18 protein-coding genes and 1 riboswitch are annotated in these 18240 nt (G+C 53.3%); of the genes, 3 read left to right on the top strand and 15 right to left on the bottom strand.

Going from position 1 to position 18240, the window contains the following annotated elements:
• Window positions 1-226: 226 nt before the first annotated feature.
• From PAECUDRAFT_RS14965 to PAECUDRAFT_RS14945, 5 genes are all read right to left on the bottom strand, one after another.
• On the bottom strand, window positions 227-520 hold the full coding sequence (locus PAECUDRAFT_RS14965) for a YqkE family protein (protein WP_006038949.1): 294 nt from the start codon (window positions 518-520) through the stop codon (window positions 227-229).
• Window positions 521-544: 24 nt separating this feature from the next.
• Window positions 545-886, bottom strand: coding sequence for an MmcQ/YjbR family DNA-binding protein (locus PAECUDRAFT_RS14960; RefSeq protein ID WP_006038948.1), 342 nt, complete (start codon window positions 884-886; stop codon window positions 545-547).
• Window positions 887-1030: 144 nt separating this feature from the next.
• A complete protein-coding gene (gene sdhB, locus PAECUDRAFT_RS14955) occupies window positions 1031-1795 on the bottom strand; it encodes a succinate dehydrogenase iron-sulfur subunit (protein WP_006038947.1) in 765 nt (254 codons plus the stop codon).
• Window positions 1796-1957: 162 nt separating this feature from the next.
• Window positions 1958-3703 (bottom strand): succinate dehydrogenase flavoprotein subunit, encoded by a 1746-nt coding sequence (gene sdhA, locus PAECUDRAFT_RS14950; protein WP_006038946.1) that lies wholly within the window; start codon window positions 3701-3703, stop codon window positions 1958-1960.
• A gap of 32 nt (window positions 3704-3735) precedes the next feature.
• A complete protein-coding gene (locus PAECUDRAFT_RS14945; RefSeq protein WP_006038945.1) occupies window positions 3736-4404 on the bottom strand; it encodes a succinate dehydrogenase cytochrome b558 subunit in 669 nt (222 codons plus the stop codon).
• A gap of 226 nt (window positions 4405-4630) precedes the next feature.
• On the opposite strand from PAECUDRAFT_RS14945, the gene PAECUDRAFT_RS14940 reads away from it, so the two are divergent.
• On the top strand, window positions 4631-5524 hold the full coding sequence (locus PAECUDRAFT_RS14940) for a LysR family transcriptional regulator (protein WP_006038944.1): 894 nt from the start codon (window positions 4631-4633) through the stop codon (window positions 5522-5524).
• A 185-nt stretch (window positions 5525-5709) separates the two neighbouring features.
• On the opposite strand, the gene PAECUDRAFT_RS14935 is transcribed toward PAECUDRAFT_RS14940, so the two are convergent.
• From PAECUDRAFT_RS14935 to PAECUDRAFT_RS14925, 3 genes are read right to left on the bottom strand one after another with little or no spacing between them, the layout of a single operon-like run.
• Window positions 5710-6945, bottom strand: a complete 1236-nt coding sequence (locus tag PAECUDRAFT_RS14935) for a cation:proton antiporter (RefSeq protein ID WP_006038943.1) — start codon at window positions 6943-6945, stop codon at window positions 5710-5712.
• A gap of 3 nt (window positions 6946-6948) precedes the next feature.
• Window positions 6949-7608 (bottom strand): potassium channel family protein, encoded by a 660-nt coding sequence (locus tag PAECUDRAFT_RS14930; RefSeq protein WP_006038942.1) that lies wholly within the window; start codon window positions 7606-7608, stop codon window positions 6949-6951.
• A gap of 36 nt (window positions 7609-7644) precedes the next feature.
• Complete coding sequence (locus tag PAECUDRAFT_RS14925; RefSeq protein WP_006038941.1) at window positions 7645-8985, bottom strand: TrkH family potassium uptake protein; 1341 nt, start codon at window positions 8983-8985, stop codon at window positions 7645-7647.
• An 85-nt stretch (window positions 8986-9070) separates the two neighbouring features.
• A riboswitch (cyclic di-AMP (ydaO/yuaA leader) is annotated at window positions 9071-9277 on the bottom strand.
• 298 nt (window positions 9278-9575) lie between these two features.
• Here PAECUDRAFT_RS14925 and PAECUDRAFT_RS14920 point away from each other — a divergent pair.
• Window positions 9576-11216: a CPBP family intramembrane glutamic endopeptidase gene (locus PAECUDRAFT_RS14920; protein ID WP_006038940.1), complete on the top strand. Its 1641-nt coding sequence runs from the start codon at window positions 9576-9578 to the stop codon at window positions 11214-11216.
• Between the two features lie 117 nt (window positions 11217-11333).
• Here PAECUDRAFT_RS14920 and uvrC read toward each other — a convergent pair whose 3' ends face one another.
• The gene (gene uvrC, locus PAECUDRAFT_RS14915; protein ID WP_006038939.1) at window positions 11334-13367 is read right to left on the bottom strand and encodes an excinuclease ABC subunit UvrC; all 2034 of its coding nucleotides are present in this window, start codon (window positions 13365-13367) and stop codon (window positions 11334-11336) included.
• A gap of 179 nt (window positions 13368-13546) precedes the next feature.
• Between uvrC and PAECUDRAFT_RS25535 the strand changes: the two genes are divergently transcribed.
• On the top strand, window positions 13547-13705 hold the full coding sequence (locus tag PAECUDRAFT_RS25535; RefSeq protein WP_006038938.1) for a hypothetical protein: 159 nt from the start codon (window positions 13547-13549) through the stop codon (window positions 13703-13705).
• Between the two features lie 132 nt (window positions 13706-13837).
• Here PAECUDRAFT_RS25535 and PAECUDRAFT_RS14910 read toward each other — a convergent pair whose 3' ends face one another.
• The 6 genes from PAECUDRAFT_RS14910 to PAECUDRAFT_RS26410 form a co-directional block, all read right to left on the bottom strand.
• Window positions 13838-14083 (bottom strand): YezD family protein, encoded by a 246-nt coding sequence (locus tag PAECUDRAFT_RS14910; RefSeq protein WP_006038937.1) that lies wholly within the window; start codon window positions 14081-14083, stop codon window positions 13838-13840.
• Window positions 14068-14940 carry a sulfate ABC transporter permease subunit CysW gene (cysW, locus tag PAECUDRAFT_RS14905; RefSeq protein WP_006038936.1) on the bottom strand — a complete coding sequence of 291 codons (873 nt, stop codon included), beginning with the start codon at window positions 14938-14940 and terminating at the stop codon, window positions 14068-14070. Before cysW ends, PAECUDRAFT_RS14910 begins: the two co-directional genes overlap by 16 nt.
• Window positions 14941-14994: 54 nt before the next feature.
• Window positions 14995-15828: a sulfate ABC transporter permease subunit CysT gene (gene cysT / locus PAECUDRAFT_RS14900; RefSeq protein WP_006038935.1), complete on the bottom strand. Its 834-nt coding sequence runs from the start codon at window positions 15826-15828 to the stop codon at window positions 14995-14997.
• 39 nt (window positions 15829-15867) lie between these two features.
• Window positions 15868-16968, bottom strand: coding sequence for a sulfate ABC transporter substrate-binding protein (locus PAECUDRAFT_RS14895; RefSeq protein ID WP_006038934.1), 1101 nt, complete (start codon window positions 16966-16968; stop codon window positions 15868-15870).
• Window positions 16969-17208: 240 nt separating this feature from the next.
• Entirely contained in the window at window positions 17209-17922 is a 714-nt protein-coding gene (locus PAECUDRAFT_RS14890; RefSeq protein ID WP_006038933.1) for a YjgB family protein, read from the bottom strand.
• A 104-nt stretch (window positions 17923-18026) separates the two neighbouring features.
• Window positions 18027-18240: hypothetical protein (locus PAECUDRAFT_RS26410; RefSeq protein WP_233516773.1), on the bottom strand; the 214-nt coding region annotated here is incomplete at its 5' end.

Here is an 18240-nt window from a genome sequence, read left to right as displayed (position 1 = left end):
TGGGAAACCTCGAGGCAGATGAATCCTGTTTTGCTCGTTGTACAAACTGCAACGGCATCGCAATGAGATGAATGATGAATAAGGAAGAACCTCGCTTAACTCCGCCAACCTGCATCTTGCGCTGCATCCTCTCCTTTATCCCAAATGAAAAAATGCCCGAAAGTCGATTGGAAACGACTTTCGGGCAGCTACGTTTTTATTGCTGGCAGGCACACTCGCGTCCTGCTTACTTGTGCTTGCGCCAATCCAGCTTGCTGTTGCCCAGCAAATATTCAAAATCGTTATCCAGCCGCTTCTGCTCCGCTTTGCGCGCTTCCTCTTCCCGGATGCGCTCCGCTTCCTTCCGCTGCTCCTCGGCAGCCTTCAGCTGATCCTGCTGCTGCTTGAGCTTCTCAAGCACGTCCCCGCCGAGCAAGTCTTTCAATGTCGTTGGCTTATCCTTAGGCAGCTCATGCCCTTGCTGATAGCTCTGTGCATGGCCGCGATTCGAACCGTTATTGTTTTTTGGGCGCTTGGCCATTAAATTCCCCTCCTACATGCAGCCCTAAGCCCCCAAAGCAGCTCGCTGCACTTTCGTTAAGCTGTTCACGACGAGCGTATAGGAATGGTCAATCATATCCCATAGCTCGCCCTCTGTAAGCGATGAATGAAACTCCACCGTATTCCAATGCTTTTTGTTCAAATGATACCCCGGCTTCACAGCATCATGCTGCTCGCGCAAATTCAATGCGATGACGGGATCGCATTTTAACGAAACCGAGTCCGGGGACAGCAGCGCAAACATCTTGCCGCCGACCTTGCATACGAGCGGCTCCGGCCCGAATGGGTACGTTTCCTCTGCCCCGCGCTTGGAGAGGCAATAGGCTTTTACGTTCGAGACATCCACCTTCTAGCGACCCCCTTAACAATCTTGTATGAGCGTACCATACGGGCGGGAGAGCGTAAAGACTTCCAGAATGCAAAGCGATTCGCATAAAAAGAAACCGGCAGCGTCTTAAGCTGCCGGCTTCCACCCGGATGCAGCGTTATGCTACATGCCGAGCCATTTTTTGAACAAGTGCTTGGTCGTATCCTTGTTGATCGCTGCAATCGAAGTCGTCAGCGGAATGCCCTTCGGACATGCGCGTACGCAGTTTTGCGAGTTGCCGCAACCCTCGATGCCGCCATCTTCCATCAGGGCGTCCAAACGCTCTTCCTTGTGCATTTCGCCCGTAGGATGCGTATTGAACAGGCGAGCCTGCGAAATGGCTGCTGGCCCGATGAAGCTGCTGCGATCGTTTACGTTCGGGCAGGACTCCAGACAAACGCCGCAAGTCATGCACTTGGACAGCTCGTAAGCCCATTGGCGCTTTGTTTCCGCCATGCGGGGTCCTGGTCCGAGATCGTACGTACCGTCGATCGGAATCCATGCTTTCACGCGCTTAAGCGCGTTGAACATGCGCTCGCGGTTGATCACAAGGTCGCGAACGACAGGGAATGTGCGCATAGGCTCCAGACGGATCGGCTGCTCAAGCTTATCGATCAGCGCGCTGCACGCCTGGCGCGGCTTGCCGTTGATCACCATCGAGCATGCGCCGCACACTTCCTCCAGACAGTTCGATTCCCAGCAGACGGGCGCCGTGTCGGCTCCGTCTGTTTTCTTCGGATTACGCTGAATTTCCATCAGCGCGCTAATCACGTTCATATTGGAACGGTAAGGCACTTCGAATTCTTCCGTATACGGCGCCGAATCAGGGCCGTCCTGACGGGAGATAACGAGCTTCACCGTTTTGGCTGCAACAGTCGTTTCGGCCATCGGTTATCCCTCCTAAAGGTTTTGCGTGAATCAGATTACCGAATTTAGAGGTAATCCTATGAAGCAAAACCACATCGTAAGCATATGCTTAGGTTTTGCGTGAATCCGTTCGCTCACGTAAGCATACGCTTGCTTAGGTTTTGCGTGAATCCGTTCGATCGATTACTTATTGCTCGAGTAGTCGCGCTTACGCGGTGCGATCAGCGACGTATCGACTTCGTCGTACGAAATTTGCGGGCCGTCTTTGGTCCATTTTGCAATCGTCGTTTTGAGGAAGTCATCGTCGTTACGATCAGGGAACTCCGGCTTGTAGTGCGCGCCGCGGCTTTCGTTGCGCAGCAGTGCGCCCAGCGTCATCGCTTCAGCCAGCTCGAACATGTTCCACAATTGGCGTGTGAAGGCTACGCCTGCGTTGTTCCAACGCGCCGTATCGTTGATGTTGATATTGTTGTAGCGCTGCTTCAGCTCTTTGATCTTGGCGATCGTCTGCTCCAGACGGTCGTTGTAGCGAACGACGGTCATGTTGTTCGTCATCCACTCGCCGAGCTCCTTATGAAGCACATACGCGTTTTCTGTACCGTTCATTTTGAGGATGCTTTCGTATTTCGCCGTTTGCTCGTTTTTCGCACGGTCGAAGATCGAAGAAGCAACGTCCTCAGCCGATTTTTTCAAGCCTTTGATATACTCAACGGCTTTCGGCCCCGTCACCATGCCGCCATAAATGGCCGACAGAAGCGAGTTCGCGCCCAGACGGTTCGCGCCATGGTATTGGTACTCGCACTCGCCGCATGCGAACAAGCCCGGCACGTTCGTCATCTGGTTGTAGTCAACCCACATGCCGCCCATCGAGTAATGGACTGCCGGGAAGATTTTCATTGGCAGCTTGCGCGGATCGTCGCCTACGAACTTCTCATAGATTTCGATGATGCCGCCGAGCTTAACGTCCAGCTCCTTCGGATCTTTATGCGACAGATCGAGGTAAACCATGTTCTCGCCGTTGATGCCGAGCTTCTGATCGACGCAAACGCTGAAAATTTCACGCGTCGCGATATCACGCGGTACGAGGTTGCCGTAAGCCGGATATTTTTCCTCAAGGAAGTACCATGGCTTGCCGTCTTTATAGGTCCAGATCCGTCCGCCTTCGCCGCGCGCCGATTCCGACATGAGCCGGTTTTTGTCGTCGCCCGGGATAGCCGTCGGGTGAATTTGAATCATTTCGCCGTTGGCGTAGTTAACGCCCTGTTGATACACGGCACTCGCAGCCGTGCCCGTATTGATAACCGAGTTCGTCGTTTTGCCGAAAATAATGCCAGGACCGCCCGTTGCGAGAATAACCGCATCCGCGCGTACCGTATGCACTTCCATCGTGCGCAGGTCCTGCGCCGACACGCCGCGGCATACGCCGTCGTCGTCAAGCACCGCACCGAGGAATTCCCAGTGCTCGTATTTCGTAACGAGGCCTGCCGTCTCCCAACGGCGTACTTGCTCGTCCAATGCGTAGAGCAGCTGTTGGCCAGTCGTCGCGCCCGCGAACGCTGTACGGTGGTACTGCGTGCCGCCGAAGCGGCGGAAGTCGAGCAAGCCCTCAGGCGTACGGCTGAACATAACGCCCATCCGGTCCATTAAGTGGATAATGCCTGGCGCTGCGTCGCACATTGCTTTTACAGGCGGCTGGTTCGCAAGGAAGTCGCCCCCGTATACCGTATCGTCAAAGTGCTCCCATGGGGAGTCGCCTTCGCCCTTCGTATTAACCGCTCCGTTGATGCCGCCTTGCGCGCATACGGAGTGGGAACGTTTAACCGGAACGAGCGAGAACAGGTCAACATGAACGCCTGCCTCCGCCGCTTTAATCGTCGCCATAAGGCCGGCAAGGCCGCCGCCGATGACGATTACTTTATTTTTAGCCATAATCGAATGCTCTCCTTTCGGAAGTTCTGTTGCTAGCCTACTAAGATCGAAGATGCTGCGGATGCCGCTTCTTTGAATTCATCGCCCGTGAAAGCAACGATCGACAGCAGGAAGAGTACGGAAATAATGACGAACAAGCCCATGCAAATCACAGACGAAATCCGCTGTGCGCGAGGACCTACCGTAATGCCCCAGCTAATCAGGAATGCCCAGAAGCCATTGCTGAAGTGGAATACAGCCGACAGGACGCCGATGACGTACAGCACGAGGCTTACCGGATGCGTAAAGATGTCATGCATATGCGCGCCCAGCTCTTCATGCGTCAGGTTGCCCATGGCCACTTGGAAGCGCGTCTCGTAGAGATGCCAGAAAATAAAAATAAACGTAATGACACCCGTTACGCGCTGCGCGACGAATGCCCAGTTGCGGCCATAGCTGAATCGGCCAGCATTCATGTTGGACTGATAAGCCATGTACAGGCCGTATACGCCGTGGAACAAGAGCGGCAGGAAGATCCCGAAGATCTCCAGGAAGTACACAAGCGGCAAGTCATTCAGAAACTTAACGCTGTCGTTGAACCCTTCCGGTCCGCTTTCGAATGCGGAGTAGTTCGTAATGGCATGCTCGATAATGAACAAGCCGAGCGGAATGACTCCCAACAGGGAATGAAGCTTCCGCCAATGGTACGAGTTTGCTTTCATAAGTATTGCGTTCTCCTTTCCAGACTTACCCGATTAGATTGCTTAACCCAACAAAACATTTTACATGGTACGCACGAGCCCGTACAGCGTCAACAAAAGTCGACACAACTTAGCCACACTTTCCATCCTACTCCTTTTCCGCTTATAATGGAATTGCTTATTGTTGATAATTTCTTATAACGTTTATGCATAAGACCTGTATTTCCTATTAGAAGGAGCTGCCGCTATGCTGGAAGACATGTTAGCCTTCGCCATCGTGGTTGAGCAATCGAGCATGAACAAGGCTTCCGTGCTGCTGAATTTGTCGCAGCCTGCCTTATCTCGTCGAATTGCAAAGCTGGAGGAAGAGCTAGGCGTCGAGCTGTTTCGCCGCATTGGCAAGCGGCTGGAGCTGACGAGAGTCGGGCAGCTAACGTATGAATACGCGCTGGAGCTTCGCTCGCTTCATCAGCGATACTTGCACACGGTATCCGGCTTCCGCAACGAGGGGCCGACGGAGGTTACGATTGGCGCAAGCCTGACAACGCTTCAAACCACGCTGCCCGACTTTATCAAATCGTTAACCTCCAGCCATCCCGATCTGGACATCAAGGCCGTAACCGGCAAAACCCATGAAATCGTATCGCTCGTGCGCGAACGAAAGGTTGACTTCGGTATCGTCGCCTCGCGTATCCAGGATCCGCAGCTGCATTGCGTCCCGTTGTTTGATGATCACCTCGTACTCGTCTTGCCTCGCAACCTGTTCGTCACAGACCGCGGTCCCATGTCGATCAGCGAGCTGAACGGCTTTCCGATGATTTTGTTTACCAAAGGAACCTGGTATCGCACGCTAACCGATGAAGTGTTCGACAAGTATAAGCTGGAGCCGGATGTTCGCATGGAAATCGACTCGTTCGAAGCGATTTTGCGCTTGCTGGTCACTTGCCGTTCCGCAACGCTGCTGCCCCGCTCCTACGTTCGCGAGGAATTGCTGGACGATAATGAGCTGACCGTCGCGCCGATCCGCGAGCTGGAGCAAACCAAACGAACGACATCGCTCATCTACGCTTCCCCTTCGGGCCTTAGTCCAGACGTTCGTTTATGGGTCGATAGCCTTGCAGCCGCATACCCTCGACTGTAACTGTAACCAACGCGCTTAGCGTCAATTGCGCCCATTAGAATGGCCCTCTACATGCGAGAAGTCGCGGCTGCACGAGAGCAGCCGCGACTTATTCATCGTAGTCACTATGTAGTATGAACGAAATAACTCGTCAGTAATCGCCTGTGTTCACACATTTATACAGCAGCGAGCACGTTACTCCCGCTTTATTCCTTCTCCTCAACGTCCATGCCAAGCTTCCGCGCCAACCATCCGGTCGTGCTCGCTTGCAGCATGATCGTCAACACAATTGCCATGAACGTGATCGACGCAATAACGTCAGCATGCGGAACGCCCATTCCGACGAGCATGCCTGACAACGCGGCCGGAATAACGCCTGTCTCCCTTACCCAGATCATGAACAGCATTTCCTTCAATGTCCACTTTGACTTTCTGTCTGGCAGCGCACACAAGAAAACGGTCAAAGGCCGCGCGATGAAGATCATGACGAGCACAGCAGCTAAGGATTGCCAGCCGTAGTCCGCTAAAAGCTTGAAGTCAACCTGACTGCCAAGCAGAATGAAAATAAGCATCCGCATAATAATCGTTACGTTGTCAGAGAAATGAACGAGCTCCTCCTGCTTCTCATCCAGTCGAAGCCGAAGCACGTCCGGGTTGCCCCAAATCAAGCCTGCCACGAAAGCCGCCATAAAGCCGCTCACATGCAGCATGTCCCCGATCAAATAAGCGCCAATCGCCGTGCCGATCATCGCGATCGTCGTATAATCCCGCAAAAGCCCTAAACGCAGATGCGCAACGAGATAAACGACAGCAACTCCGAACACGATCCCAATAACGATGCCGCCAAGAGCCGTTTTCACAAAATCGAAAACCAGCGGCCCGGCTTGAAGGGCAGACTCGCCGGTTACTGCCGCTAATAAAGCAAACGTAATAATGGAACCTGTCGCATCATTAAAAGCCGATTCGCTTTCAACGGTCTCCCTTACCTTCTTGCGTACGGCCACTTGGCGAAATACCGGAATAATCGATGCCGGGTCGGTGGAGGCGATAACCGCCGCCGCAAGCAGCGACGTTAGCCACTCCAGCCCAAACACGTAATGGACTGCCGCGCCTACGACACCTACGGTAATCAGCACACCGGGAACGCTTAGCAAACCGACAGTCCAGCCAACCTTGCGCAAGCCTGACAACTGAATATTGCGCCCGCCATCGAACAGGATGAGCGTAGAGCCCGCAGTAAGAATTAGCTGGTTAAGCAGCGTGCCGGCCGACTCATCAATCCAATGCAATCCTTGACCAAGCAGCATGCCTGCGCCAATGAACAAGACGACGTCAGGCAATCGGATCAGCGCCGCTACTCGGCCCGATAACATGCCTGCTGCCGCAATAATAAGAAATAACGATAAAATATGGCGAATATCAATTGCTGTTGCAGTTTCCATCCGTTAACGAGCCACGCTAGCTTCAAATTTTTCGATCTGCTCGTTCGTGCCGATCACAACCATAATATCTTTCTCTTCCAGCTCTTCGACTGCCGTCGGTGCAATGATAACGCCGCCCTTCGGCTTGTTGATCGCAACGATGCTGCAGCCAAACCGCGCGCGCGTATTGATGTCCTGCAGCGTCTTGCCGTTAAGGCAGCTAGGAACAGCCAGCTCGGCAATCGTATATTCCTTGGACAGCTCGATGTAATCAAGCAGGTTTGGCGATACGAGCTGATGGGCCACGCGAATGCCCATATCCCGTTCCGGGTAGATCACGCGATCCACGCCCAGCTTCTCCAGCACACGGCCGTGAAGCTCGCTTAGCGCCTTCGCCACTACTTTTTTTACGCCGATATCCTTTAATTGAATCGTTGCAAGAATACTCGCTTGAATATCGTCGCCAATCGCGACAACGCCGCAATCAAAGTTGCGTACGCCGAGCGCGCGAAGCGTTTCCTCGTCCGTTGCGTCTGCTGCGACGACATGCGTAAGCACGCGGCTCATATCGTCGACGGTTTCTTCATTCTTATCAATGCCGAGCACTTCATAACCGAGCTGGACGAGCTCTTGCCCCAGACTGGAGCCGAATCGGCCCAAGCCGATAATAACGAATTGTTTCATGTGGTTCTCCCCTACTCCGATGAGTGTATTGACTTATTAACCGATAATGATTTTGCCTTCCGGATGTCGGTACAGCTCTTTCTCCGCACGAGGCCCCAGCGCATATGCAAGCGTTAGCGGCCCAAGTCGACCCGCGAACATCGTGAGGCTTAATATGATTTTGCCAAAATCGGTCAGCGTCGTCGTAATGCCCGTCGTCAGCCCAACCGTGCCGAACGCCGAGGTCGTTTCGAACAGGATACGCAAGAAGTCACGGTCTTCCGTCGTCGACAGCAGCATCGTTACGCCAATGACCAGCGCAAGCGACAAGAGCGTAATCGTCAATGCTTTGAAAATGCGCTCGCGCGCCAAACGGAATCGGAACAGCACAATGTCCTCCTTGCCTCGAATCATCGCGATAACCGCGCCGACCAGCGTCATGAACGTCGTGGTTTTAATCCCGCCCCCTGTTGACCCCGGCGATGCGCCGATGAACATGAGGATGACCATAAAGAATATGGAAGCTTGGCGCATAGCGCCGATATCGATCGTGTTCGCACCAGCCGTACGCGGCGTAACCGATTGGAAGAGAGATGCCCAGATCTTCCCATCCCAGCCCAGCGAGCCTAACGTTTTCGGATTGGAAAATTCGAAAATAAAAATAACGATGGCGCCGACGGCAAGCAAAATGCCCGTCATCGTAAGCACAACTTTGGAATGCAGCGAAAGCCGTTTGTTTGTTCGATATTCAATAAGGTCCGACATCACGATAAAGCCGAGCCCTCCGAGTATAATAAGTCCCATTGCCGTAAAGTTGACGATCGGATCATTCACGTACATGGTCAAGCTCCGATACTCGCCGAATAGGTCAAAGCCTGCATTATTAAACATCGAGATGGCATGCCAGACGCCAAAATAAATCGCTTTGCCAACCGGCATATCGAACACAAAACGGGAAGTGAACAGTACGGCAGCTGTCGCTTCGATCGCAAGGGAATAAATGATAACTTTACGAATCAAGCGAACGATACCTTCCATGCTCGACTGGTTCATCGCTTCTTGGAGAATCAGCCTCTCCTTGAGCGAAATGCGTTTGCGCAGCACCAGCGCGATGAGCGTCGCCATCGTCATGAAGCCGAGACCGCCAACTTGAATAAGCGCGATGATCACAATCTGGCCAAACACGGTAAAATCCAGCCCTGTGTCCACGACGACGAGGCCGGTAACGCAGGTAGCGGAGGTAGCCGTGAACAACGCGTCGATGAATCGAAGCGATTCGCCGCTCGTGTTCGAGATTGGCAGGGACAGCAGCACAGCGCCGAGCAAAATAATAAGAGCAAATCCAGTCACCAGTATGCGCGGCGGAGACCATTTGAACCATTTCTTTTTCTTTTCCATTCCACGTTCCTCTCCTTCATCCAACGAAGCGGAACCCGCCGCAAGGCACAAAAAAAGACATTGGAAACCCAATGCCGTCTGCGATGAGTTCTGTCCATGCAGCCTACGAGGTTAGCTGTCGGATTCGGGCTGGATAGATCGCCCTATCTGCGGCAGAACAGCATGTCCTGCGCAGAATTCACCCCGAGTTGCTGCCGAGAGTCATCGAGTGCTAGCTTTCATTCGATAATCCTTTAAGACGGCAACTATATGGTTCCCCCGTTTTCCATCGGAAATTCGGCTGTTGAATATGCGGTTATTGTCGAGTGACGTAAACGATTATATAGCGAAATGGTTGCAATATCCAACTGGCAAATCGAACGGATTGAGGCGCTATGAATCGAAAAACAGCCAATTCCACTGAATAAGCTTGTCCGTATCAGGACGCTGTTCGTTATTTTACGTATTTGCATCCATTATCGCGAATTTTGAGTGCTTTGCTGCTTATGACGGACAAGACAGACATTGACGGAGCGCCAAACACATATGCTACTGTAGATAGAAGGGAAACAAGCTCATCGCCGCTACACTCAGCATTCAAGGAGGGTCTCATGACCGAAAACCCATTGTTGCCGCAGCGCATCCCCCGAATTCTGCTGTTTTTGGGCACTGTCGGCTTGTTATTATTCGTATGTATTCAGCTGCTCCCGATTTTCGCTGTCTCTTCCCCGGAAGACCCAGACAATCAGGCGAGCGCCAGCGTGATTTCGCGCGAAACGGCAGACAAGAAGGCACTCGCCTTGGCGGAGGAGCGATTCGGCGGAGCTACGGAAGCGCCGCATACCGTCCATCAATCCGACAGCCTGTTGTACGGCTATTTGTCCAAGGAGAACAAGCTGACGGACTTTGCGCACACGTACGATGCCCGGTTCCCGACGGACACGTTTCAATCGCAAGTCAATACCAAGTATGGCGAGCTATTCGTCTACACGCATATGGAATCGGGCCGTATTGTGGGATGGCGGCTGTTCCCTGTAGGGGATGATCGTACAAAAGCCTCATCCCGTTACGTTTCCGAATGGACAAAGCTGCAATTTGCACGAAAGACCGCAATCGCTGAAGGCTTCCGCAGCACGGACCTGCGTGACGGCCAGGTTAACGGCAATGTCGCCACCTTTGAGCCGAAGAGCTATAAAATGGAGGAAGCCCAGCTTCGCCTTCAGGTAACCGTTCAGGCGCTGGACCGTTCAGGCACATTGACGGCAATCAGCTATCACGCAGCTTTCGAAGCGCCGAGCGGCTATATTGTCAACGTCAAATCGCAGGATAAGCTCGCGGCCTCTCTCTCGTTGTTCGGAAGCCTGCTGATGAATGCGCTGTTGTTCCTGCTCGCCATTATCATGGCTATACGTACGAGACGGAGCACATCGTTCCGGCGCGGCCTCCTGCTTGCTGGGCTGTTCCTGCTGTTCTATGTGGTGAACAACTACAACATGGCAGACGGCATTCGGGCTTCCTACGGCGAACGTCCGAATGCTGAGACGCTCACCGTCGCCGGGCTGTTGTTCTCTAATTTATTTACAGCGCTTATGGCGATTTCCGTCTGGTTCTCGCTTATCGGCGGGGACGGCATCTGGAGACGGGATGGACGCCGACTATGGGCGCGTTATCGGGAGCCCGGTTATGGGGACCACGTTTGGCGGGCAATGAAGCTGTCCTACCCGCTGGCATTGGCGATGCTTGGCGCACAGTCCATCTTGCTGTACAGCCTCGATCGGTCGATCGGCTCTTGGTCAACGACCAGTGTCGAATCTTCACCTTATAATTTTGCGATCCCGCTCCTGTATCCGCTGCTTGCATGGTGTGCGGCTATTTCGGAAGAAGCCTTGTACCGGCTGTTCGGCATCGCATTGTTTACGAAGCTGTTCCGCAACAAGTTTATAGGCTGCTTGCTTCCGACGATTATCTGGGCGCTGGGGCATGTCACGTATCCCGTCTATCCCTCATACAGCCGGCTTATTGAGCTAACGATCGTCGGTCTGTTGTTCTGCTGGTTGTTCCTGCGTTACGGCTTCATCGCGGCTGTCTTCACGCATGCTGTGCTCGATACGCTTCTCATGGCATTCGATCTTATTACAATCGGCAGTGTCGTCAACTGGCTCGCTGCGCTCTTCTACTTGGTGCTGCCTGTTGGCATTGCTTGGGTGCTGCGGACGATCACCAATCGCCGGATGAATGCTGCGGGCGGATAGCACACTTTTTTATTCCCTATTCGCTCCGACCTGCCGTCTGCGGGCGGATTGCACAGCTAATACAAAAAGCGCTGCAGGAACATAGTCCTGCAGCGCTTTTTTTCGTTGTCAGCTATCTTAATCGCCCGCTTCACCCACTGCTGCTTCCGTTCCCGCCGATTCCTCGCCCTCCCGCAACGCGGCTAGGATCTGCTCCGCCAGCTTCTCTCCGATCGATAGCGGCTTGAAGTCCTCCACCGAAGCTTCCCGAATCTTTTTGAGCGAGCCAAAATGCTTCAGCAGCGCCTTGCGCCGCTTCTCCCCTATGCCGGGTATCGCATCGAGCTGCGACGCCACCATCGACTTGCCGCGCTGCTCGCGGTGGAAGGTGATCGCGAAGCGATGCACCTCGTCTTGAATGCGCTGAAGCAAGTAGAACTCCTGGCTGTCCCGCGGCAGCGGGACAACCTCAGGCGGATCGCCTGTCATAAGCTGCGCCGTCTTATGCTTCGCATCCTTCACGAGACCGCATACGGGTATCTGCAGCCCCAGCTCATTGCGCAGCACGTCAAGCGCGACGGCAATTTGGCCTTTCCCGCCATCGACGACGATCAAATCAGGCTGCTCCAGCCCTTCCTTAAGCACCCGCTCGTAGCGCCTGCGCACAACCTCTCTCATCGTCTCGTAATCATCCGCTCCGACGACTGTACGCACCTTGTATTTGCGGTATTCCTTCCGTTCCGGCTTGCCGTCGATGAATACAACCATAGCGGATACCGGATTCGTGCCTTGAATGTTGGAGTTATCGAACGCTTCGATGCGGCGTACCGATTCCAACCCGAGCCATCCGGCGAGCGACTCCGACGCCTTCACGCTGCGTTCTTCATCGCGCTCGATCAGCCGGAACTTCTCATCCAACGCCACCTTGGCGTTGTTGCAGGCCATCTCCACGACCTCCCGCTTCCGCGCGCGGCGAGGGACGAACACTTTGACCTTCAGCCACTTCTGAAGCGATTCGCGTACATCATCGGCACGTGAGCCAGCAGGCGCCTCCTCATCGGATTCCGTCCCCCCCGTCAGCTCGCCAGATTCGGCTTGCGCGCCAGAGCGCGAGCTTCCAGCTGCGCGCTCCTCCTGCACGGGGATCGAGGCAGACTCGCTTGCAGTCGTCTCTCCCTCCTGCACATCGACGGGCATTTCCTCCGGCGGCTCTGGCAGCAAGATTTCGCGCGGCAGCGCAGGGTTATCGCTGTAATACTGCGCGACGAACGTAACAAAATCGTCGTAAGCTTCGCCATAGTAAGGGAACGACGACGAGCGGCGCTCTACCATTTTGCCCGAACGCATGTACAGAATCTGCACGCACATCCAGCCCTTGTCGACAGCATAACCGAATACGTCTCGATCGACTGCATCTGCCATCGTAATCTTCTGCTTCTCCACGATCGCCTCGATCGCGATGATCTGGTCGCGATACTCCTTCGCCCGCTCAAACTCCAGCGACTCGGCTGCCTCCTCCATCTTGCGCTGCAACTCCGACTTCACTTCGTCCTGACCGCCATTCAGAAACTTCGTAATATCGCTGACCATGCGGTCGTATTCGGACTGCTCCACGTCAAACTCGCAAGGCGCGATACACTGACCAATATGATAATAAAGACATACTTTGTCCGGCAGCGTATTGCATTTGCGAAGCGGATACAGCCGATCCAGCAGCTTCTTCGTCTGCTGAGCCGCGAATGCGTTCGGATACGGGCCAAAATATTTGGCTTTATCCTTCAGCACCCGCCGGGTCACCTCCAGCTTCGGATGGCGCTCGTTCGTGATTTTAATATATGGAAACGTCTTGTCGTCCTTCAACAGAACGTTATAGCGCGGATGATATTGCTTGATCAGGTTGCACTCCAAGATGAGCGCTTCCATGTTGCTGCCCGTTACGATATATTCGAGGTCGCGGATTTCAGAAACAAGCCGCTGCGTCTTCCCATTATGCGATCCGTTAAAATAAGACCGAACCCGGTTCTTCAGCACCTTCGCCTTACCTACATAAATAATCGTGCCTTCGCCGTTCTTCATTAAGTAACAGCCCGGTGCGTCCGGCAGCAGCGCCAGCTTGCCTCGGATAAGCTCCGCGGCGGCATCTCGTTCACTTGTCTGTCCCCGCCGTTCCATCGATCTACCTCCAATGGTCGAAATATATGCATGAATTACGGCGCGATGCGCCATCCTTACTATTGTAGCATACGCAAGGTCAAAGGTTTGTCCGGATTTCACTTTACAATTGTTTACGGTGTTGGGTATACTACAGTATATATGTACTTACGGTTACGTACGAGGGGGATATTGGAGTTATGAACAACGCTCAATACACAGCGGAAGATCCGCGCGCGCACGTTAACGAAGAACCACGCGACGATATGCAGGATGTTATGTTCGGCTTCGGCGGCATGCTGGGCTTCATGACAATCGTATTCGCAGCAATGGTTATTATCAAGTTTGTTCAATCCTAAGGGATGTTAGAAGGTTCCGCTCGGCGCATGCCGTATGCGGAGCCTTTTTTCGTTACAGCACTTGCCTGCGCCTTCCCATACAAAAAACCGATGAAGCGATTAACCGCTCCATCGGTCATATAATTGTTCTAACTACCCGTTGGCAACCTTCCCCGCCGCCTTCAAAGAAGGGTTAACGCCCTTCAGCGGCTGCTCCGCTCCTGCCTTTGCTGCCGGCACTGCGCCCGCGGAAGGGTCGAACCTTTTGCGCTCTGTCCGGTCGATCTGGACGATTCTCCCGTCATGTACCGTGATGACGACGGAACCATACTCCATGCCTTCCAGTTGATCGGCGATGCGATCCTGCCACCATTCATTGAGCTCTACTTGTTTTCCCATTTCGATCCCCTCCACTCGACAAATTTCTTCGCGGCCAATGTGACCAGCGCTAACATGACCAACAACGAAGCGACAGCAAACGATGCAGAAAACTGATACTCGTTATACAAAATCTCAATATGCAGCGGCAGCGTGTTCGTCTCGCCACGGATATGGCCGGATACGACCGATACTGCGCCGAACTCTCCCATTGCCCTCGCGTTGCACAAAATGATGCCGTACAGCAATCCCCACTTAATGTTGGGCAGCGTGACGTGCCAGAACATTTTCCAGCCGCGCGCTCCCAAGCTTACCGCCGCTTCCTCCTCTTGGACGCCTTGCGCTTCCATGAGCGGAATCAACTCTCTTGCAACGAATGGGAAGGTGACGAAGACCGTCGCCAAGACGATGCCCGGCAGCGCGAAAATAATTTGAATCCCGCGATCATCCAGCCATGGACCAAACATGCCTTGCGCACCGAACATCAACACATAGATGAGACCCGAGATGACGGGCGATACCGCAAAAGGCAAATCGATCAGCGTGATGAGGACGTTGCGCCCCCGGAACTTAAACTTCGTAATCGCCCATGCCGCTACGACGCCAAACACGGTGTTTAGCGGGATCGCAATAAGCGAGACGATAAGCGTCAGCTTCAGCGCAGACATGGCATCCGCATCGCGGAGGGATGCGGTATAGACATCCCAGCCCTTTTTAAGTCCTTCAATAAAGACCGTAATAAGCGGCAGTAACACAACAAGTGCGAGAAACGCAAGTGCAACGGTGATGAGTACGACGCGTACCCAGCCTGATTCATTAATGTGGCGCGGCCTGACGGCGGCTTTCTCCGACAGATGCGCGGTAACTACGCCAGCCATGTAAATCCCCCCTGATCTAACCTGACTTGCAATGCTCCTGCCGATTCCCGCCTCTTATGCAGAGGTCGTACGGCGGCTAATACGGGCTTGCAGGAAATTGATAATGAGCAGCGCGATGAACGAAACGACCAGCATAACCAGCGCGATCGCCGTAGCGCCCGCATAATCGTACTGCTCTAGCTTCGTCATAATGAGCAGCGGAGCAATTTCCGTCTTCATCGGCATGTTGCCGGAGATGAAGACAACCGAGCCGTATTCGCCAATCCCGCGGGCAAAAGCAAGCGCAAAGCCAGTCAGCAGTGCAGGGGCAATCTCAGGAAAAATAATGCGTCGGAACGTTCTCCAGCGGTAAGCGCCGAGCATGACGGCCGCTTCCTCCGTGTCCTTCTCGAGATCCTGCAAAATCGGCTGCACCGTACGCACGACGAACGGCAGCCCGATGAATACGAGCGCGATCGTAATGCCAAGCGGCGTGAACGCTACCTTGAGGCCAAGCGGCTCCAGCTTGGAGCCAATCCAGCCATTCGGCGCGTAAATCGTCGTCAGCGCGATGCCAGCTACCGCGGTAGGCAGTGCAAACGGCAGATCCACCAGACTGTCGATAAGCGACTTCCCGGGGAATCGATACCGCACAAGCACCCAAGCGACTAGCAGACCGAACACCGCATTAATGCCAGCTGCCGCTAGCGCAGTCAGAAAACTTACTTTGTAAGCGGCGATGACACGTGCGTTCCATATCGTGTGCACGAAGTCCGTCCAGCCCATGCCGGCGGTTTTGATGAACACGCCGGCAAGCGGGATGAGGACGATGACGCACAAGTAGAAGATGGTGTAGCCGAGCGACAATCCGAACCCCGGAAGTGCCCGTCGGTTAGCGGAACCTTTCATGTGAAGTCAGCTCCTTAAGCATTCGCATTCATGAATGTATTATTTCGATCCTGGAACGTAGATTTTATCGAAGATGCCGCCATCGGCGAAGTGCTTCGTTTGCGCTTCTTTCCAACCGCCGAAGTCCTTGTCGATCGTCAGCAGCTCAAGCGGCTTGAATTGATCCTTGAACTCGTCAGCTACCGATTGCAGCGTCGGACGATAATAGTTCTGAGCAGCAATGCGTTGGCCTTCTTCGGAGTACAGGTATTTCAGGTAAGCTTCTGCGACTTCACGCGTTCCGTGATCGTCAGCTACTTTATCGACGACGGCAACCGGCGGTTCAGCCAAAATACTGATCGATGGATAGACGATTTCGAACTTGTCTTTGCCCAGCTCATTAACCGACAGATAAGCTTCGTTCTCCCAAGCGAGCAGGACGTCGCCGATGCCGCGTTCTACGAATGTCGTCGTGGAGCCGCGTGCGCCGGAGTCGAGTACCGGTACGTTTTTATACAGTTTAGCTACAAAATCCTGCGCTTTTGCTTCGTCATTACCGTTTTGCTTCAGTGCATAGCCCCAAGCTGCAAGGTAGTTCCAACGCGCGCCGCCCGATGTTTTCGGATTCGGTGTAATGACTTGCACGCCGTCCTTCACGAGATCGTTCCAGTCCTTAATCCCCTTCGGGTTGCCTTTACGAACGAGGAAGACGATCGTCGACGTGTATGGCGAGCTGTTCAGCTCGAATTTCTTTTGCCAGCCTTCATTAATGAGTCCTTTTTGTTGAATCGCGTCAATATCGTAGCCGAGTGCAAGCGTTACAACATCTGCCTTAAGTCCATCGATTACTGCACGGCTTTGTTTGCCGGAGCCGCCATGCGACTGCTTGATCGTAACTTCTTGGTTTTTCTCTTTCTTCCAATATGCTGCGAATGCTTTGTTATAAGCTTCATAAAGTTCACGGGTTGGATCGTAGGATACGTTAAGCAGTTCTACTGGCTTGAGAGGCTCCTTAGCTGCCTCCGTCGTTGTCGTTTGCTCCTTCGTGTCTGCTGGTGCCGGGTCGCTCTTCGTTTCTTTTTCTTTGGAAGAGCAAGCGGTTAGCACCACCGAGATAGCTAGCAATACGGCAAACCATTTGATCGTTTTAGACTTGTTCATTTCCTTACACCCCTCATCAATCGAATTTGAATTTGTTTAATTCCTATCTGTTTAGTAGGTTATGGGAAAATAATAGCAGGCATCCGTTCAAGTTGTCAACGAATATTTTCAAGAAATCTTATCTGGATAATAAGAATTGCTTATAGTCCACCTTCATTCCTTCCTCTGCTCCGCTCAAAAATGCCAAAAAGCCCGCATCCCATATGGGATGCGGGCTTACGATGAGAGCAGGAAAAGCGGTTAACCTTCACCCATTGCTTTTGCGGCTTTCGGCGAGAATAGGTTAATGTGATCCAAAGTTGGATCATTAGACTTGCCTGGCGTATAGACAAATTTCAGTTCATAAGAGCCTGTTTTGTAAACCAGAATGTGCTGCTTGCCTGTTGTGCGAGTCGTACTTGGCTTGCCAAGCGCAGCCTTCACATCAGACACTTTCAGCAATACGCCGTCTTTAATCGGATCGAGCGCCGTTCCGAAAATCCGGATTTCCTTCACGACATCGCCACGGCCAACGCCGAAGGCAATCGTTCCCTTCATCATTCCTGGCGCGTAGAAATCGTAGCCGCCCTCCGATTTATTCGGCTCGCCCCATGCTTTGTGCACCTCATCGATCAGCGTCTTGCCGACGACAAAATCGCCTGCATTAACCATTTTGCCGGACTTTGCAAGCTTGTAAATCCTCTCTACATATTGCTTGCGAAGCTGCGAATCGGTCGTCGCCTCGGTTGGCGTTGGCTTCGTGGTTTTTACCGGATGTACCGTTACATTCGGGCTTGGCGTTGTTGTTCGATCCGCGGAATCCTGCTGCTCCGTCCCCGTCGATGGAGCAGGCGAAGTTGGCTGAAGCGGACCGTTAGGCGTCGCATTGGAGCCGCATGCGGACAACATGGCGGTGAGCGCAATGCTCGCGAGCATTATGACGACGCGCTTGTTCATTTGAAGCAATCGGTTCATCACATCATCTCCTTGCATTTCGTTGAACTGTCATTGCTGCATTCCTTATTATTGACGAGATGACTCCATTTCTTGTTGCACATTGACCAAAAACCAATGTTTTCCTATGCGTGCCGGGCTATTCTCGCTTCTGCGCAGCTGGCGTGCGAATAGGGAATTTTTTTATTCCCTATGAGCGCTTCTGCGCAGCTGGCGTGCGAATAGGGAAGATTTTTATTCCCTATTGGCGCTTCTGCGCAGCTGGCGTGCGAATAGGGAAGATTTTTATTCCCTATGAGCGTTTCTGCGCAGCTGGCGTGCGAATAGGGAAGATTTTTA

This window comes from Paenibacillus curdlanolyticus YK9, assembly GCF_000179615.1.
Classification (GTDB): Bacteria; Bacillota; Bacilli; order Paenibacillales; family Paenibacillaceae; genus Paenibacillus_T; species Paenibacillus_T curdlanolyticus.
This window is presented reverse-complemented; position numbering and strand designations above follow the sequence as displayed.

What these genes read in the sequence shown, in the direction of transcription:
- cysT (WP_006038935.1), bottom strand. Translation starts at nt 15,828, where the DNA reads ATGAAAGGTTCCGCTAACCGACGGGCACTTCCGGGGTTCGGATTGTCG.
- PAECUDRAFT_RS14930 (WP_006038942.1), bottom strand. Translation starts at nt 7,608, where the DNA reads ATGAAACAATTCGTTATTATCGGCTTGGGCCGATTCGGCTCCAGTCTG.
- sdhA (WP_006038946.1), bottom strand. Translation starts at nt 3,703, where the DNA reads ATGGCTAAAAATAAAGTAATCGTCATCGGCGGCGGCCTTGCCGGCCTT.
- uvrC (WP_006038939.1), bottom strand. Translation starts at nt 13,367, where the DNA reads ATGGAACGGCGGGGACAGACAAGTGAACGAGATGCCGCCGCGGAGCTT.
- PAECUDRAFT_RS14940 (WP_006038944.1), top strand. Translation starts at nt 4,631, where the DNA reads ATGCTGGAAGACATGTTAGCCTTCGCCATCGTGGTTGAGCAATCGAGC.
- PAECUDRAFT_RS14920 (WP_006038940.1), top strand. Translation starts at nt 9,576, where the DNA reads ATGACCGAAAACCCATTGTTGCCGCAGCGCATCCCCCGAATTCTGCTG.
- PAECUDRAFT_RS25535 (WP_006038938.1), top strand. Translation starts at nt 13,547, where the DNA reads ATGAACAACGCTCAATACACAGCGGAAGATCCGCGCGCGCACGTTAAC.
- PAECUDRAFT_RS14925 (WP_006038941.1), bottom strand. Translation starts at nt 8,985, where the DNA reads ATGGAAAAGAAAAAGAAATGGTTCAAATGGTCTCCGCCGCGCATACTG.
- cysW (WP_006038936.1), bottom strand. Translation starts at nt 14,940, where the DNA reads ATGGCTGGCGTAGTTACCGCGCATCTGTCGGAGAAAGCCGCCGTCAGG.
- PAECUDRAFT_RS14965 (WP_006038949.1), bottom strand. Translation starts at nt 520, where the DNA reads ATGGCCAAGCGCCCAAAAAACAATAACGGTTCGAATCGCGGCCATGCA.
- PAECUDRAFT_RS14895 (WP_006038934.1), bottom strand. Translation starts at nt 16,968, where the DNA reads ATGAACAAGTCTAAAACGATCAAATGGTTTGCCGTATTGCTAGCTATC.
- PAECUDRAFT_RS14910 (WP_006038937.1), bottom strand. Translation starts at nt 14,083, where the DNA reads ATGGGAAAACAAGTAGAGCTCAATGAATGGTGGCAGGATCGCATCGCC.
- PAECUDRAFT_RS14945 (WP_006038945.1), bottom strand. Translation starts at nt 4,404, where the DNA reads ATGAAAGCAAACTCGTACCATTGGCGGAAGCTTCATTCCCTGTTGGGA.
- PAECUDRAFT_RS14935 (WP_006038943.1), bottom strand. Translation starts at nt 6,945, where the DNA reads ATGGAAACTGCAACAGCAATTGATATTCGCCATATTTTATCGTTATTT.
- sdhB (WP_006038947.1), bottom strand. Translation starts at nt 1,795, where the DNA reads ATGGCCGAAACGACTGTTGCAGCCAAAACGGTGAAGCTCGTTATCTCC.
- PAECUDRAFT_RS14890 (WP_006038933.1), bottom strand. Translation starts at nt 17,922, where the DNA reads ATGAACCGATTGCTTCAAATGAACAAGCGCGTCGTCATAATGCTCGCG.